We start from the raw sequence: 15,494 nt of genomic DNA on the forward strand, positions 1-15,494 counted from the left end.
CAAGGGGGAAAACGTAAATTGCCGCGAGCATAGCAAGCGAAGGCTCAAAGCCGATGAATGCGCTTGCGGTGCCCTGGCCCTCGGCGGGCTGAAATGAACGGGCGCCGCTTTTGCCATCTGCGCACACGAGTAGGCCAGGACGGGGATAATCTCAGCCCTTATGCCTTTGAAGATCACCTTCCCCGAGTCGCTCCCCGTATCTGGCCGTCGCCAGGAAATCATGGAGGCCATGGATCGCCACCAGGTCATCATCGTCTGTGGTGAGACGGGTTCGGGCAAGACCACGCAGTTGCCCAAGATTGCGCTGGCGCTGGGGCGCGGCAAGATCAACGCCACGCCGGATGCGAATGGACAGGTGCGCGGTCACCTCATCGGCCACACCCAGCCGCGCCGGATTGCGGCCTCATCGGTGGCCAAGCGCATTGCCGAAGAGCTGAACACGCCGCAAGGCGAGGTGGTCGGTTACAAGGTGCGTTTTCAGGACACGCTGCAAAAGGGTGCCTCCGTCAAGCTGATGACCGACGGCATTTTGCTGGCCGAAACCCAGACCGACCCGCTGCTCAAAGCCTACGACACGCTGATCATCGACGAGGCGCATGAGCGCAGCCTGAATATCGACTTTTTGCTGGGTTATCTGCGCCAGATTTTGCCCAAGCGCCCTGATCTGAAAGTGGTGGTGACATCGGCAACCATCGATGCTGACCGCTTTGCCAAGCACTTTGAAAGCAAGGACGGCCCTGCGCCCGTCATCATGGTCTCCGGTCGCACCTACCCGGTGGAGATGCGCTACCGCCCGTTTGAAGGCGAGAAAGACAAGGATTTGAACGACGCCATTGCCGATGGCGTGGACGAACTCTGGCAAGGCGGCAAGGGCGGGGACATTCTGATCTTCCTGCCCGGTGAGCGCGAAATCCGCGAAGCCGCTGACCACCTGCGCAAACATTTGCAGCATTCGCCCGTGCTGCGCAATGCCGAGGTGCTACCGCTCTTCTCGCGCCTGTCGCAGGCCGAGCAAGACCGCATCTTTGACGGCCACACGGGCCGGCGCATCGTGCTGGCCACCAACGTGGCTGAGACATCGCTCACGGTTCCGGGCGTCAGGTACGTGATTGACGCAGGTACAGCGCGCGTGAAGCGCTATTCTTTCCGTAGCAAGGTGGAGCAGCTGCTGGTCGAGCCGATTTCGCAAGCCGCAGCCAACCAGCGCGCCGGCCGCTGCGGTCGTGTGGCCAACGGTATCTGTATTCGCCTGTATGACGAGGTGAGCTTTACCAGCCGAGACAAGTTCACGGACCCGGAAATCCTGCGTTCTTCGCTGGCCGGTGTGATCTTGCGCATGAAGTCGCTGGGTCTGGGCGATGTGGTGAACTTCCCGTTTCTGGAAGCACCTTCGGGCCGTGCCATTGCCGACGGCTACCAGTTGCTGGCCGAGCTGGGCGCGGTGGACGACCGTGGCAATCTGCTGGCCATGGGCAAGGAGCTGTCACGCCTGCCGCTGGACCCCCGCGTAGGACGCATGATCCTGGAGGCGCGCGACCGCAAGGCCTTGGCCGAGGTGTTGATCATTGCCGCAGCCATTTCGGTACAAGACGTGCGCGACCGGCCTATGGAAGCGCAGCAGCAGGCCGATCAGGCCCATGCCAAGTTTGACGACGAAAAAAGCGAATTCACCGGCTATCTGCGTCTGTGGAAATGGCTGCAGGATGCGCGTGGCGGCAAGGTGGTGGCTCAGTCGCGCAAGGAAATGGCGGCGCAAAACGCACCGGCATCCAGACCGAGTACACGCAGCCAGGCATTCTTGCCGGTGAGTCAGCGCAGCAGTGGTGCACAGGTCGAAGGCACGGTCGAGGAGCGCCTGGCGCTGTTCAACCCTTCCGAAGTGGAGCAAGCTGCCAGTCACAAAATCAGCAACCGGCAGTGGGAGCAGTTGCTGCGTCAGAACTTCATCAACATTCGCCGCGTGCGCGAGTGGCGCGATATTCATTCGCAGCTGATGACGGTGGTGAAAGAGCAGAAATGGCTGCTCAATAATGAAGCGGCTGGCTACGACGCGCTGCACCTGTCCATGCTGGCTGGCCTTTTGGGCAATATTGGCTACAAGGCCGAGGAAAGCGAAACGTACCTGGGTGCACATGGCATCAAGTTTCACGCCCATCCCGGTGCCCATCTGAGCAAGAAACCCGGCCGCTGGATTCTGGCGGCCGAGCAGGTCGAAACCTCGCGCCTGTATGGCCGGGGCATTGCGGCCATTGAGCCGCAGTGGCTGGAAGAGGTTGGCGGTCATCTTTTAAAGAAGCAGATGCTGGACCCGCACTGGTCCAAAAAGCAAGCCGATGTGGTGGCGCTGGAGCGCGCCACGCTGTACGGGCTGGTGGTCTATAACGGCCGCCGCGTCAGCTATGGCCGCATCGACCCGCACGAGGCGCGCAACCTCTTCATCCGTCAGGCGCTGGTCGAGGGCGAGTGGGAAACCAAGTGGCACTTCTTGCCTGCCAACCTGAAGCTGATGCGCAAGGTAGAAGAGCTGGAGCACAAGAGCCGCCGTCAGGACGTGCTGGTGGATGACGAGTTGATCTTCGCCTTCTACGACCAGCAACTGCCGCGCGATGTATACAGCGGTGCGACATTCGACCAGTGGTTCCGCGCCCAGAGCAAGTCCAATCCGGACCTGCTGCGTCTGTCGCGCGACGAGTTGATGCGCCATGAGGCCGCCGGCATCACCACCGACAACTTCCCCAAGCTGGTCAAGCTGGGCGGCGTGGACTGCGCCGCCGCCTACCTGCACAGTCCCGGCGACGCGCGCGATGGCGTGACCGTCACTGTGCCGCTGTTTGTGCTGAATCAGGTGAGTGACGAGCGTGCCGAATGGCTGGTGCCCGGCATGCTCAAGGACAAAATTCAGGCGCTGCTCAAGAGCCTGCCGCAGCGCCCACGCAGTCGCTTTGTGCCGCTGCCCGAAAGCGCCGCGCGCTTGGCAGAGCTGTTTATACAGAGTGAGCGTTGGGGTCAGGGTGGTTTGATCGATGCCCTGCTTAAGCAAGTACGAGATGAGACTTCGCTGGACGTCAAGCGTGCGGACTTCAAGCTCGACATGCTGAGCCCGCATTTGTTCATGAACTTCCGCATCACCGACGAGCATGGCCGCCAGTTAGGCCAAAGCCGCAATCTGGGCGCGCTCAAGGCCGAGTGGGGCGCCAAGGCGCGCGGGGCGTTTCAGGCGCTTGCTTCATTAAAAGTAGCTGCTACCGTTGGTCAACAGGCTGATTCAGGTCGAAAAGAGTCTGAAACCAACGCCATTCAGGCACAAGCAGCTCCTAAAACTGAGAAGACACAGGCTCCTAATCCCGCCGCCAATCAGGCCAGCAAGCCTGCTGCTCAGTCGCACGAAGCTCGCTTCAAGGACTGGAGCTTTGGTGAGCTGCCCGAGCTGATGGAAATCAAAAAAGGCGGCACGACGCTGATTGGTTTTCCAGCCTTGATCGACCACGGCGACGCGGTCGGCATTGAAGTGTTTGACGAGCCTGAAGCCGCGGCCGCCAAGCATCGCGTGGGCCTGCGCCGCCTGTTTGCTCTGCAGATTCGCGATGCGCTCAAGTACCTTGAAAAGAACATTCCCGATCTGCAGAAGATGGCGGTGGCCTTTATGCCGCTGGGCACGCAGGAAGAGCTGCGCGAGCAGATCATCAACGTGGCCATTGACCGCGCTTTTCTGCAAGACCCGCTGCCTTCGAACGAAGCCGACTTCAAACAGCGCGTGCAAGAAGGCCGTGGCCGCCTGACCCTGATCGCGAACGAAGTTGCGCGCATGTCCGGCGTGATCTTGCTGGAATATGCTGCCGCTCAGCGTAAGATCAAAGACACGAAAAATGCGCCAGAGGCGACGAAGGACGCTGGCGAGCAGCTGCAGAAGTTGATGCCCAAGAACTTCATCGCCATCGCACCTTGGACGCAGCTGGGCCACTATGCCCGTTACCTCAAGGCCATCACCGTTCGCCTGGATAAATACCGTGCCGACCCAGCCCGCGATGCTGCCAAACTCAAAGAGCTGCAGCCGCTGGAGCAGCGCTACTGGCGTCTGGTGGCCGAGCGCAAGGGGGCTGTGGACGCGCGAATGCAGGAGTACCGCTGGATGCTGGAAGAGTTGCGTGTGAGCTTCTTCGCGCAGGAGCTGCGCACGCCTTATCCGGTGAGCAGCAAGCGGCTGGACAAGGTGTGGGCGCAGCTGCAGCAGTGATGCGAGCTGGCGGCTTGAAATGCAGAGCCATGCACTAATGTTCTGGAGTCGCAGCCTGCTGCCGCTGGAGCATGAATTTGTGCTGCGCCATTTTGGCCATTCGCTGCAGTCTCTGCAGCCGCGCATACGGCTGTATCTGCGGCGTCTGGGTGATACGCGCCGCGCGCTCTCCATGAACGGTGGTCGTATCTATTTGCCGCGCAGCTTCTTTGAGGCGGGTCAGCCGGAGCGGGTTTTGAAACTGGATCATCCTGCCGTGGCTGGTGTTTTTGCCCATGAATTGCTGCACCAGTGGCAGCGGCTGCAGGGCGTTGCCGTGACGCGCAAGGCATTGCTGCTGCATGCCAAGGCCATCTGCCTGCGCAGTGATCCCTATACCTATTGCGTCAGCGATGACGGAGTTGCCATGCTGGAGATTTTTCGAGCTGCATCGGTCGAGCAGCAAGGCCAGATGTGGGAAGACTATGTGCGGGCCGTGGTGGCTGGTGGTTCCCTGCCCGGCATGTAGCAGGTGCGGGCATTTGTTGCCGGCGCAGGTGCAGGCTGAGACACGGAGGTCACGAACTCGCGGGGTTGAATGCCGCAATCAGGTCCTGATCCGAGACCTCGCGCGCCGATCCAAAGCCTGCCACATGGCGGCCAGCGCTGGGTGTGATGCATAGGAAGCGAAAGTCTCCCAGCATGGTCATGGCTTCGGCTTCTGGAAAGCGGGCGAGGTAACTGGACTTGAGCGCCTGCCAGAGAGCGCTGTCACGAGGTGGCGTAGAGGCCACGCCCGCAATGCTGATGCGCTCCAGCGCATGCACGCCCTGACCCGGCACTTCAGAGGCCACCATCATCAGGCTAATGGCAGGGTGTGCCTGCATGGCTCTGGTGTGGCTGGCCAGACCGCTGGCATGAATGACCAGGCAGGAAAAGTCGCTGCACCACGCCCAGGGCACAAAAGACAGGCAGGGTGCGGGCAGGGCAGATGCTGAAAAATCAGCAAGTGGCTGCACCGCCAAGGCCGCCGTGCGCTGGGTATTGAGCAGTTCGCGCAGCGATTGCTGGAGTCTGGATTCATGAGACATGGAGCCATGCTAAGCCAAGGTGCGCTGAATCGTAAGTCTTTGCATACGTCACCTGCGGGACGGGTTCTTGGGGGCATCCCGGATGCTGGATGAGTCTGTGCGGCCTAGTCTTGCGGGCTACTAGTCTTTTAGGACTAAGTGTTTCTCACGCCGCTTTTCAATTACGGATGACTGACTCATGCCTGCTCATTACGCCTTCTGGCCCACCCGTCTGCCTCACTCCATCACTGTTCCCGTCACCAGCATTTGGGAAAACCTGGCGATCAATGCCAAGCGTTACCCGGACAAGGCGGCGCTGGTATTCCTGGGCCGCACCACCACCTATGGGCAGCTGTGCGCGGGCACGGAGCGCATGGCCGCTTATCTGCACAGCTTGGGCGTTAAGAAAGGTGACCGTGTCATCTTGCTGATGCAAAACACCTCGCAGCTGGTGCTGGCGCATTACGCTATCTTGCGCGCCAATGCGGTGGTGGTGCCGGTCAACCCCATGAATCTGGCCGAGGAACTCAAGCACTACATCACAGACTCCGGCGCCAAGGTGGCGATTACCTCTGCCGATCTGGCGCTGGAGCTGGCCAAAGCCAGCAATACCTTGCCGCAGGCCGATGCGCTGGAGCACATGGTCGTCACCCAGTTTGCCGATGGGTTTGACGCCAATGTGCAGGGGCCGGATGCACCGCCCGAAGCCTGGCGCAGCTGGCTGCTTGGCGAGCGCGAGGCAGCTCTGCTCAGTCACGGAACGGTTCACCCATGGGTGAAGGCGGTGGCCTGTACTGATGCAGAGCCGCCGCATACCGTGGGGCGCGATGATTTGGCCATTTTGCCTTATACCAGCGGTACCACGGGGCAGCCCAAGGGCTGCATGCACCTGCACCGCAGCATCAATCACAACTCCGTGGCTGGTGCTTTATGGGGCACGGGCACGCATGAAAGCGTGGTACTGGGCGTGGTACCCATGTTCCACATCACGGGCATGGTGTCGGTGCTGCACAGCGCCATCTACATGGGGGCCACGCTGATCATCATGCCTCGCTGGGATCGCGAGCTGGCAGGGAGGCTGATCTCGCACTATCAGGTCACCAGCTGGACAAATATCCCGACCATGGTGATCGACCTGCTGGCCAGCCCCAACTTTGCGTCATTTGATCTCTCCAGCCTCAAATACATTGGCGGTGGCGGTGCAGCCATGCCCCAGGCTGTGGCCCAGCGCTTGCTGGAACAATATGGTTTGCGCTTTTGCGAAGGCTATGGGTTGACCGAGACCGCCGCGCCTTCGCACAGCAATCCGCCTGATCATCCCAAGCAGCAATGTCTGGGCATTCCCTTTATGAGCACGGATGCGCGTGTGATCAGTCCCGATACGCTGGAGGAGGTTGCCCAAGGCGAGTCGGGCGAGATTGTGGTCAACGGCCCCGAAGTGTTTGAGGGCTATTGGCAGCGCCCAGAGGCAACCGAAGATGCTTTCATGGTGCTGGATGGCAAGCGTTTCTTTCGCACCGGCGATCTGGGGCGTGTGGATGAGGAGGGCTATTTCTTCATCACCGACCGACTCAAACGCATGATCAATGCCAGCGGCTTCAAGGTCTGGCCGGCCGAGGTCGAATCGCTGATGTTTCGTCACCCCTCCATTCAGGAAGCATGCGTGATCTCTGCCAAGGATGCTTACCGCGGCGAAACCGTCAAGGCCGTGGTCGTGCTGCGCGCAGGTCATGAAGCCACAACGGCAGAAGATATTCTTGAGTGGTGCCGCATCAATATGGCTGTCTACAAGGCACCGCGCATCGTGCAATTTGTGCAGGCATTGCCCAAGAGCGGCAGCGGCAAAGTGATGTGGCGAATGCTGCAGGAGCAGGAAGCGGCTGCTTGAATTCTGCTGGGGAAAGCAAGGGGCGTGAGCATGCTTTCGCCCCCTTGCTTTCACTCTAGAAAGTTCGCTAGTAGACAAGAAAAAGCCGCCCGAGGACGGCTATGGAATGGGGCTGTACTCAGTTCTTGAGCACTTCTACGACGTAGCGACGCTGACCGGTGGCATCTACCTCGACCTCTCGGCCGTGGACATCCGATTCAAAGCCGGGAATCTGGGCATCCTGCTCTTCGGCAATGCGCAGATAGTTGAAGATGGCGTCGGCTTTCTCGTTGTAAAGCTCGCCGGGCATGATGAGTGGAATGCCGGGGGGGTAAGGCACCAGCATGGTCGCGGCAATACGGCCCTTGAGTTCTTTGACTTCCACCTTCTCTACATTGCCTTGCACCAGTTGGTTGTAGGCTTCGGCGGGAATCATGGCCATATCGGGTTGTTCGACATACATCTCGCGCATGACCTTGGGCACGTTGTGCTGGCGGTTGAACTGGTGCAGACGGTCACACAGTTCACGCAGCCCTGTGTCTGCATACACCTGCGGATGACTTGCCACCAGGTCGGGCAGGACCAGCGCCAGTGGCGTGTTCGCCTCATAGTGCTGCTTGAAGCTCATCAGCTCGGCTACAAGCGTGCCCCATTTGCCCTTGGTGATGCCCATGGAGAAAAGTACCAGCAGCGAGTAGAGGTTGGTCTTTTCCACCACGATCCCACGAGACCAGAGGAATTTGCTGACCACGCTGGCAGGTATCCCTTGCTCGCCCATCTTTCCATCCATCTCCAATCCAGGCATGGTCAGCGTGACTTTGATGGGGTCGATCATCACAAAGTTGTCACTGAGCTGGTCAAAACCATGCCATTTCCCGTCGGGACGCAGTTGCCAGTCCTTGGGCTGAGCCGGTGGAATATGGGTTGAGGCTTTCTGCAGATTCTTGGCCACAATTTCCGGCTGCCAGACCTTGAACCACCAGTCTTTCTTGTCCAGATCAGATTCAATCTGCAGCATGGCGCGGCGAAACGCCAATGATTCGTCGTGCATTTCCTGCACCAGCGACTCTCCTGCCTTGCCCTCCATCATCTTTGAGGCGATATCGCAGGCGGCGATCACCGGGTACAGCGGACTGGTCGAGGTGTGCATCATGAAGGCTTCGTTGAAGCGACCCATGTCCAGTTGGCGTTTGCGGCTGTTGCGCACATGGACCATCGACGCCTGGGAGAAGGCCGCCAGCAATTTGTGGGTCGAGTGGGTGGTGAAGACGATGGCGTCCTGCTCGCGCGGCTTGCCCTTGGCCATGCCGTAGTAGTGCTCGTAGAAGGGGTGGAAGGCCGCATAGGCATACCAGGCTTCATCGAAATGCAGATAGTCGACGGCATTGCCTATCTTTTTTGCAATGCTCTCGGCGTTGTAGCAAAGCCCGTCATAGGTGGAATTGGTGACCACGGCGATGCGCAGCTTGGCCCCGTTCTTGATGGCTTGGGCGGCCAGCGGGTTTTGCGCAATCTTGGCCTGCATGGCTTTGGGCGAGAACTGATCCTCGCTGATTGGGCCGATGATGCCGTGGGCATTGCGGCTGGGCGAGAAATACACCGGTATGGCGCCGGTCATGATCAAGGAGTGCAGCAGGGATTTGTGGCAGTTGCGGTCGACAAACACCACGTCACCGCGCGCCACAGTGCCATGCCAAACAATCTTGTTGGCCGTCGAGGTGCCGTTGGTGACAAAGAAAGTATGGTCAGCACCGAAGTTCTTGGCGGCCTCGGTTTCGGCCTGGCGTATCGGGCCGCTGTGATCCAGCAGTGAGCCCAGTTCGGGTACGGAAATGGACAGATCGCTGCGCAGCGTGTTCTCGCCAAAGTACTGGTGAAAGGCCCGGCCCACGGAGGACTTGGTGAAGGCGACGCCACCGGCATGGCCGGGCGTGTACCAGGAGTAATTGGACTTGGCCGTGTGCTTGATCAGGGCCTTGAAAAACGGCGGCAGCAAATGCTCCATGTACTCGTCGGCGGCACGCATCACCTGACGGGCAATAAAGCTCTTGGTGTCTTCGAACAGGTAGAAGTAGCCACGGGCGTACTTCACCAGATTGGTTGGCACTTTTTCCACGGAGCCGCGCTCGCCGTAGAAGAAGACCGGCAGATGGGGGTGGCGTGCCAGGTTTTCTTCCAGCAGTTGCTGGATTTGCTCAAACTGCTGAGTGGCATCCTGGTCGGAGTCGATGGAGATCAGCACGGCCGAAGCGGCCAAATAGGTACGTGCTGCCACGCGCGCATCGTCCAGCGTGAGATTGGCCATCACGCGCTGATTGGAATTTTCCAGCTCTTCGGCCAATGAGCGAATGATGGTGCCGCGCAGGCGCGGAGACTCAAATTCGCTGTCGATGATGACGGTCGGATAGTCCAGGGCTTTGAAAAACATGGTCAGGCTCCGTTGCAGGGGTCGAGGGATGGAAAGGAGGGAAGGGTTTCAGACTGGCTTGCCGGCGGCGGCTGCGCGCTCTTGGTCCAGGCGCAGCATGCGGGTGCTCACAAAGCCGTAGAGCGTGAAGCCGAAGATGGTCGCCACGCCGCCTAGCAGCAGGGCTTCGGTGCCCGAGCTGTAGAGGGCCAGATAGCTGTAGGCTGCCGCCACCCAGGAGATGATGTTGACCATCAAGGCCTTTTTGGGAGGTACACCGGCCACTTTTTGGATGGTCATCAGCGCAGCCATGGACAGCACATAGGGCACTAGATTCGTGACAACGGCCAGGTTCGTCAGGGTGTCGAACTGCTTGGTCAGATCGGGGCTGATGGTCAGCAAGGCCAGACCGGTCTGGGCTGCCAGCAAAATCAGCATGGCCACGATGGGTGTGCCGGCCTTGTTGACCTTGGCAAAGATGGGCAGGAAATAGCCAGTGTCGGCCGAGCTCTTGAACACTTGAGCGATGGTGAATTGCCAGCCCAGCAGCGAGCCAATGCAGGCCAGCACCATCAGGCCCATGATGATTTGGCCCACCAGCGGAGTGAACATGTGGGCGAACACCAGGCCAAACGGGGCCGTGGATGCTGCCAGGTCGGGGTTGGAGACAATGCCGGCCATGACATTGGTCGAAGCGATGTAGATCACGGCGGCACCAATCGTCCCACCGAGCACAGCAATCGGGACGTTCTTTTCGGGGTTCTCTACCGCATCGGAGTTGGCGCAGGCCGATTCCATACCCAGAAAAGCCCACAACGTGATTGCCACCGAAGAGCTAGCAGCTTGGAAGTACGACAAGCCATGTGGATTCCATGCTTCGGCATAGGTGCTAGGACTGAACCAGAACCAGCCAAAGGTGGAGACGCCGACCACCGGCAAAATAACGCCCCAGACGGTGACGCTACCGATTTTGCCAGTGATGCCTGCTCCGCCGAAGTTGGCGAAGGTGGTAATCCATAGCAAAGCAATCGTCGTCAGACCGACCCCCATGGGGCTGAGCTTCAAGCCGAAAAGCTCAGTCATATAACCGACCGCCGTGATGCCAATGGCAACATTGGCAATCAGCAGTGAGGCACCATAGGTGTAATTAACCAGGTAGTTTCCGGAGCGGCCAAATGCGTATTCGGCGTATCCACCCATACCGCCAGATTTACGGCTCAACATGCCGCATTGGGCAAAACAATAAGCAAGAGCCAGTGAGCCTGTGGCTGTCACCAGCCAGGACAGAATGGAGATCGCCCCGACTTCTGCCAATTTGGTGGGTAGCAGCACAATGCCAGAGCCCAGCATATTGACCACGGTAAGCATGGTGAGCTGCACCACGGTCATTTTTTTGCCTTGAGTCATATTTTCCCTCTTGGACCTTAGTTGAAAAACCTGGTGGGTTTCAGATAAAGCGGAGTTGGGTAGCGATCTGTGGATCGTGCCTAAGTATCTGCGTCTCTTCGGTATGTTGGTGAAGACGCTTAAAGATAAGAAGCCTTATTGATGCCTGTTTTGCTTGAAATCAAAAGGTTCTCACGAAAATTCTGATTTCTCCCATCGTTGAAAAGACTGAAGTCAATCTACCAAAATACAATTGTTTTTCAAGAATTAACTTTTATTAAAAAGTTCTTTTCCTGCTTTTGAAATATTTGCTTGACTTGGATAGCATTGCTCGCAATAAAAAAGCGAAGCAGCGGCGTATCAGGGGTTGTATTCGTTGGTGCGGATGCCTCCCTTCCCTGCATCGTGTGCACTGAACAGTTCCGAGTCATCGTCTGAAGTCTTGATGCGCAAGAGGCTGTCATGGGCCATGCTGTGATTGCAGTTGACACCGCCAAGAAGGCAGGGAAGTCGGGTGAAGGCTACAAGAGCGGCTACCAGACACACTTACTTCAGAAGGTGAAGTAAGCACAGGTGATTTCGGCTTGTGCACCTTCAGATACCGTTGACTGGGCTCATGCGTATGAAGGGCGATACAGCACATTTTTTCCCCTCAGTTACCAGCGATATATGTTTCATGGCCGACCGCTGTAAGAACGTGTTCAAAGTTTTCTGAGTAAAGCACCGAGACAGCCTGCTGGATGAACTGCAAGCGGGCGTTGAATAGCAGCTCGCAGTTCCTCAATAACTACCTGCTCTTTTCCAGTAACGCAAAACTGAGCTTGACGCTCCAATGCTTAGGCATGATCTTGAAACTATGAAATTCACTGCTCATGGGCGCTCTCTTTAAAAGAGCAATTGATGCTCGTAAATTGTTCGCGACGGATATCGCGAGGACGATTTTTTTTACGACCTGAGCTTCTCCTATATCAGGCAAGACTTTGAATAGGTTATTGGATGCTTCTTTGCATGACGCTGTCTTTCAAAGGCCGTATCTTCTGGCCGTGAGTTGCTGCGGCTTGTCACTTTTGGTTCCGGCATGCACACTAAAAACAGTGCGTATGTTGCATCTTCTGGAGTCTCTGTGAATCCACTTACTGCCCGGCGACTCGCCTTGACAGGCCTCGCCGCCCTGTCTGCAACTGCCGCTCAAGCCCAAACTGGATCGTTGCAGATCTACGGCCGCATTAACGCTTCGGTCGAGCGGTTCAAGATCGGCGATCAGCCGGTTGTCTTCGGCTTGCGCGACAACGACTCGCTATTTGGCTTGCGCGGAGAAGAAGATCTGGGCGGAAATTTGCGCGCCGGCTTTGTGCTTGAAGGCGGCGTAGCGGTGGATCGCGGCGCGATCAGCAGTGACGGCTTTTTTGGGCGCAAGAGCGAAGTCAACCTCAGCGGGCGCTTTGGCATGCTGCGCTTGGGCACGCTGATCAGCGAGGCCTACTATGCCACCGCCGACCGCGTGAACCCGCACAACTACGACACCGGAGCCTCGGCCGACGCCCTGTATGCCTATGTGTCCAATGGCAAAAACCATATCTCATGGCGCCTACCGTCCTGGCAGCGATTGACGGTGGAAGTCGGAACCAGCTTGCACGAAAAAACCGCCAACCCACCCAAGAATGCCTGGGACCTGGCCGCCAACTTCGACTTAGGAGACTGGTCGTTTGGCCTGGGCTATGACCAGTGGGGGACTGCGCGCCAAGCCACGTTGCGGGCCAATTACCATATCGGTGCCTGGATGTTTGGGGCTTACCACCAGCACAGCCGCAACTGGGATACCGTGCTTTATGCGGTAGACCCTACACGCGGCAGCCACCGCACCACGCGTGTCGCGGCCATGTACACCACCGGAGCCAACGAGCTCCATGTGAATATAGGTCGTGCCAGCGCCGCTGACCACAGGCCTGAGAGTCAGGCCCTGCAATGGACCCTGGCCTATAACTACAACTTCAGCCAGCGCACCAAGGTCTTTGCGCTCTACACCCGCATACACAATGGTGCGCAGGCCAGTTACCGCACGGGCGAGCCGGGCGTCAGCTTTCATTCCTTTGCACTGGGCATACGACAGTTCTTCTGAGCGGATTGACTCATTGAAGGTCCAAGGCGATTCGCCCATCTGGCGGGACCGGGACATGCTGCGGCTCGCATGCATCTAATCTGAACCGATTCACCGAGCTGGGTCTCTAAAAAACGGTGACCATGGATCGCTACGTCTGGGTGGGGAAAAGCTCGGCTCAGTGGGAGTTGTGCAACAAAGCCTTTTGGTGCATCACCCAAGCGTGGTTTGGGTGGCGGAAAGCAGCTGGAGTCGAACCAACCCGGGAGCGGCTGACGCCCCCCACCGGGTTTGAAGCCCGGCCGCGCCACCGGGCACGATTGCCTTCCTTTCAGGCAAGAGATGCAGTCGCAACTCTTGTAGAAGATAGAGGACTGATTGTAGCCAGCAATTGCATGACTGTTGGCACCTTTGTTGACATAGCCCCGCGCTACATGCCTTTTAATCCATTATCAATTTGATAGTGCAAACTGCAGGTGCTGCCTGGGCTGCAGGCCTGTGGAGCATTTGGTTCAATGCGTTGCGCTTTTCCATTGCACATCGGGGCGCAGCAGGTGGGCGTCACGTACGCGGCGCGTGTAGCCTATGCGGTCGAAGAACTCGAGGATCTGAATGGCGCGCTTGCGGCCAAGACCTGTGGCGTCTCGGAAGGCACTGGCTTCCACTTCACCATTGCGGGTTTGCGCCGCGATGTCCGTGGTCAAGGCTGCCAGCTCATCCATGCGGGCTGGTGCATAGAACAAGTCCTTGACGACCTGAAACAGCAAACCTTGGCGGGAGAGCTTTTTCAGCAGCTGGCGCACCACTTCTTCACCCGCACTGTGGTCGCGGGCCAAGTCGCGTACCCAGGGTGGGTCGAAGCGGGCTGCAGCGATGGCGGGCAGCAGTTGCTCGGCCAAGGCTTGCTCGGCGCTGCTGAGCTGGATGGTGTGCTGCGGCAGGTGCAGCCAAGCGCCTGTGCTGCTGAGCTGTTTTTGTGCCAGCAGCGCATCGACGAGACCTTGATAAAGCGCGTCGTAGCCAGAATTTTGCAGGCCGGGCAGAGCCATGCGGCGCAGACGCGCGGCGTTGACACCGGGCTCATCCGGGGATTTTTCGTGAAAGCGGGAAAGACTCTCCACCACCTGTGTTTGCAACTGCTGCCAGCGCTGCTCACCCAGTACCAGTGCATCGCCATTGGCGACGGGCAGCTGGATGGTGTGGGCAATGGTGGTGTCATTCAGCGCATGGCCGCTGAGGCGCATGAGTTGCGAGCGGGCAATGCCGTGTGGGGCTTGCGCCACTAATGCTGTGAAGTCATGGCGCGTGATGAGCTGTTCCATGGCGTCGAGGTAGGCCATGCGCTCTGGGCTGCGGCGCTTGCGGGCAGGGGCGTAGGGGTCAAGAATCATGCCGCCCGCGATGGTGTGGCTGGCTTGGGCGTTACGCAGAATCAGGCGGTCGCCGGGGAGGGTGAAGACGGGTGCATCCAGCACCAGTTGCACGCGTGCCTCGGTACCCGGTTCTATGGATTCGTCTTGCAGCAGGGCGACATGAGCGGTGGTGCGCTTGGTTCCCAGATGAATATGCACGGGCGTCCATTGCGCAAGGGCCGGGGCTTCGCGGAGCAGGTGCAGATGGATGTCCAGACGATCCGTGGCCTGCAGCAGGCGTGGGTCAAGGATCCAGTCGCCGCGTTCGATATCTTCTTTGGCAAGGCCTGCGATGTTGAGGGCGCATCGCTGACCGGCGACGCCAATGTTGCTGCTCTGGTTTTGTGCATGAATACTGCGTATACGCACGGACTGGCCGCTGGCCGAGTGCACCAGCGTATCGCCCACTTTGACTTGGCCATTGAAGACGGTACCGGTGACCACGGTACCCTGACCGGGCAGGGTAAACACGCGGTCAACGGCGAGTCTGAACAGGCCATCTTGCGGACGTGCACTCATCATCTGGGCTTGCACATGCAGGTGGTCGCGCAGCGCCTGCACGCCTGCGTTGCCGGGCTGGGCAGCGTTGGTTTCAAAGATGGGACTGTCGGCCAGCGCGGTGACGGCGAGGATGGCTGCGATTTCACGGCGGACATCGGCCAAGCGCTGGGGCAGAACGCGGTCGGCCTTGGTGAGCGCTACGGTGCCCTGCTTGACGCCCAGCAGTTGCAGAATTTCAAGGTGCTCTATGGTCTGGGGCATCACGCCGTCATCGGCGGCGACGACGAGCAGGGCATGGTCAATGCCCACGGCCCCTGCGGCCATGGTGTGCACGAATTTTTCATGGCCAGGTACGTCGATGATGCCCAGCACATCGCCATTGGGCAGGGGGCTGTAGGCATAGCCCAGCTCGATGGAAATGCCGCGGGCTTTCTCTTCCTTGAGGCGGTCAGTTTCCACGCCGGTGAGGGCGCGAACCAATGTGGTTTTGCCGTGGTCGATATGGCCTGCGGTTCCGATAATCATGAGTGTCAGTCTTAT

General features: G+C 58.8%; 8 protein-coding genes and 1 tRNA gene. 4 read left to right on the top strand and 5 right to left on the bottom strand.

Annotated features, from left to right (window positions below; all coding sequences use genetic code 11):
- Window positions 1-160: 160 nt before the first annotated feature.
- Together hrpA and HF327_RS04235 are read left to right on the top strand one after the other, a co-directional pair.
- Window positions 161-4,234 carry an ATP-dependent RNA helicase HrpA gene (gene hrpA / locus HF327_RS04230; RefSeq protein ID WP_169107060.1) on the top strand — a complete coding sequence of 1,358 codons (4,074 nt, stop codon included), beginning with the start codon at window positions 161-163 and terminating at the stop codon, window positions 4,232-4,234.
- A gap of 19 nt (window positions 4,235-4,253) precedes the next feature.
- On the top strand, window positions 4,254-4,742 hold the full coding sequence (locus HF327_RS04235) for a hypothetical protein (protein ID WP_169107061.1): 489 nt from the start codon (window positions 4,254-4,256) through the stop codon (window positions 4,740-4,742).
- 49 nt (window positions 4,743-4,791) lie between these two features.
- On the opposite strand, the gene HF327_RS04240 is transcribed toward HF327_RS04235, so the two are convergent.
- Window positions 4,792-5,304, bottom strand: coding sequence for a pyridoxamine 5'-phosphate oxidase family protein (locus tag HF327_RS04240; RefSeq protein WP_169107062.1), 513 nt, complete (start codon window positions 5,302-5,304; stop codon window positions 4,792-4,794).
- A 178-nt stretch (window positions 5,305-5,482) separates the two neighbouring features.
- Between HF327_RS04240 and HF327_RS04245 the strand changes: the two genes are divergently transcribed.
- Entirely contained in the window at window positions 5,483-7,171 is a 1,689-nt protein-coding gene (locus HF327_RS04245) for a long-chain fatty acid--CoA ligase (protein ID WP_169107063.1), read from the top strand.
- Window positions 7,172-7,289: 118 nt separating this feature from the next.
- On the opposite strand, the gene HF327_RS04250 is transcribed toward HF327_RS04245, so the two are convergent.
- Window positions 7,290-9,578 carry an Orn/Lys/Arg family decarboxylase gene (locus HF327_RS04250; protein WP_169107064.1) on the bottom strand — a complete coding sequence of 763 codons (2,289 nt, stop codon included), beginning with the start codon at window positions 9,576-9,578 and terminating at the stop codon, window positions 7,290-7,292.
- A 48-nt stretch (window positions 9,579-9,626) separates the two neighbouring features.
- Entirely contained in the window at window positions 9,627-10,964 is a 1,338-nt protein-coding gene (potE, locus tag HF327_RS04255; protein ID WP_169107065.1) for a putrescine-ornithine antiporter, read from the bottom strand.
- Window positions 10,965-12,066: 1,102 nt separating this feature from the next.
- Between potE and HF327_RS04260 the strand changes: the two genes are divergently transcribed.
- Entirely contained in the window at window positions 12,067-13,062 is a 996-nt protein-coding gene (locus tag HF327_RS04260; RefSeq protein WP_328701757.1) for a porin, read from the top strand.
- A 212-nt stretch (window positions 13,063-13,274) separates the two neighbouring features.
- Here the strand turns inward: HF327_RS04260 and HF327_RS04265 are convergent.
- Both HF327_RS04265 and selB read right to left on the bottom strand, forming a co-directional pair.
- Window positions 13,275-13,370 (bottom strand) — tRNA-Sec (locus HF327_RS04265).
- Between the two features lie 183 nt (window positions 13,371-13,553).
- Window positions 13,554-15,479, bottom strand: coding sequence for a selenocysteine-specific translation elongation factor (selB, locus tag HF327_RS04270; protein WP_169107067.1), 1,926 nt, complete (start codon window positions 15,477-15,479; stop codon window positions 13,554-13,556).
- Window positions 15,480-15,494 lie beyond the last annotated feature (15 nt).

Source organism: Comamonas suwonensis, assembly GCF_012844455.2.
Taxonomy (GTDB): Bacteria; Pseudomonadota; Gammaproteobacteria; order Burkholderiales; family Burkholderiaceae_C; genus Comamonas; species Comamonas suwonensis.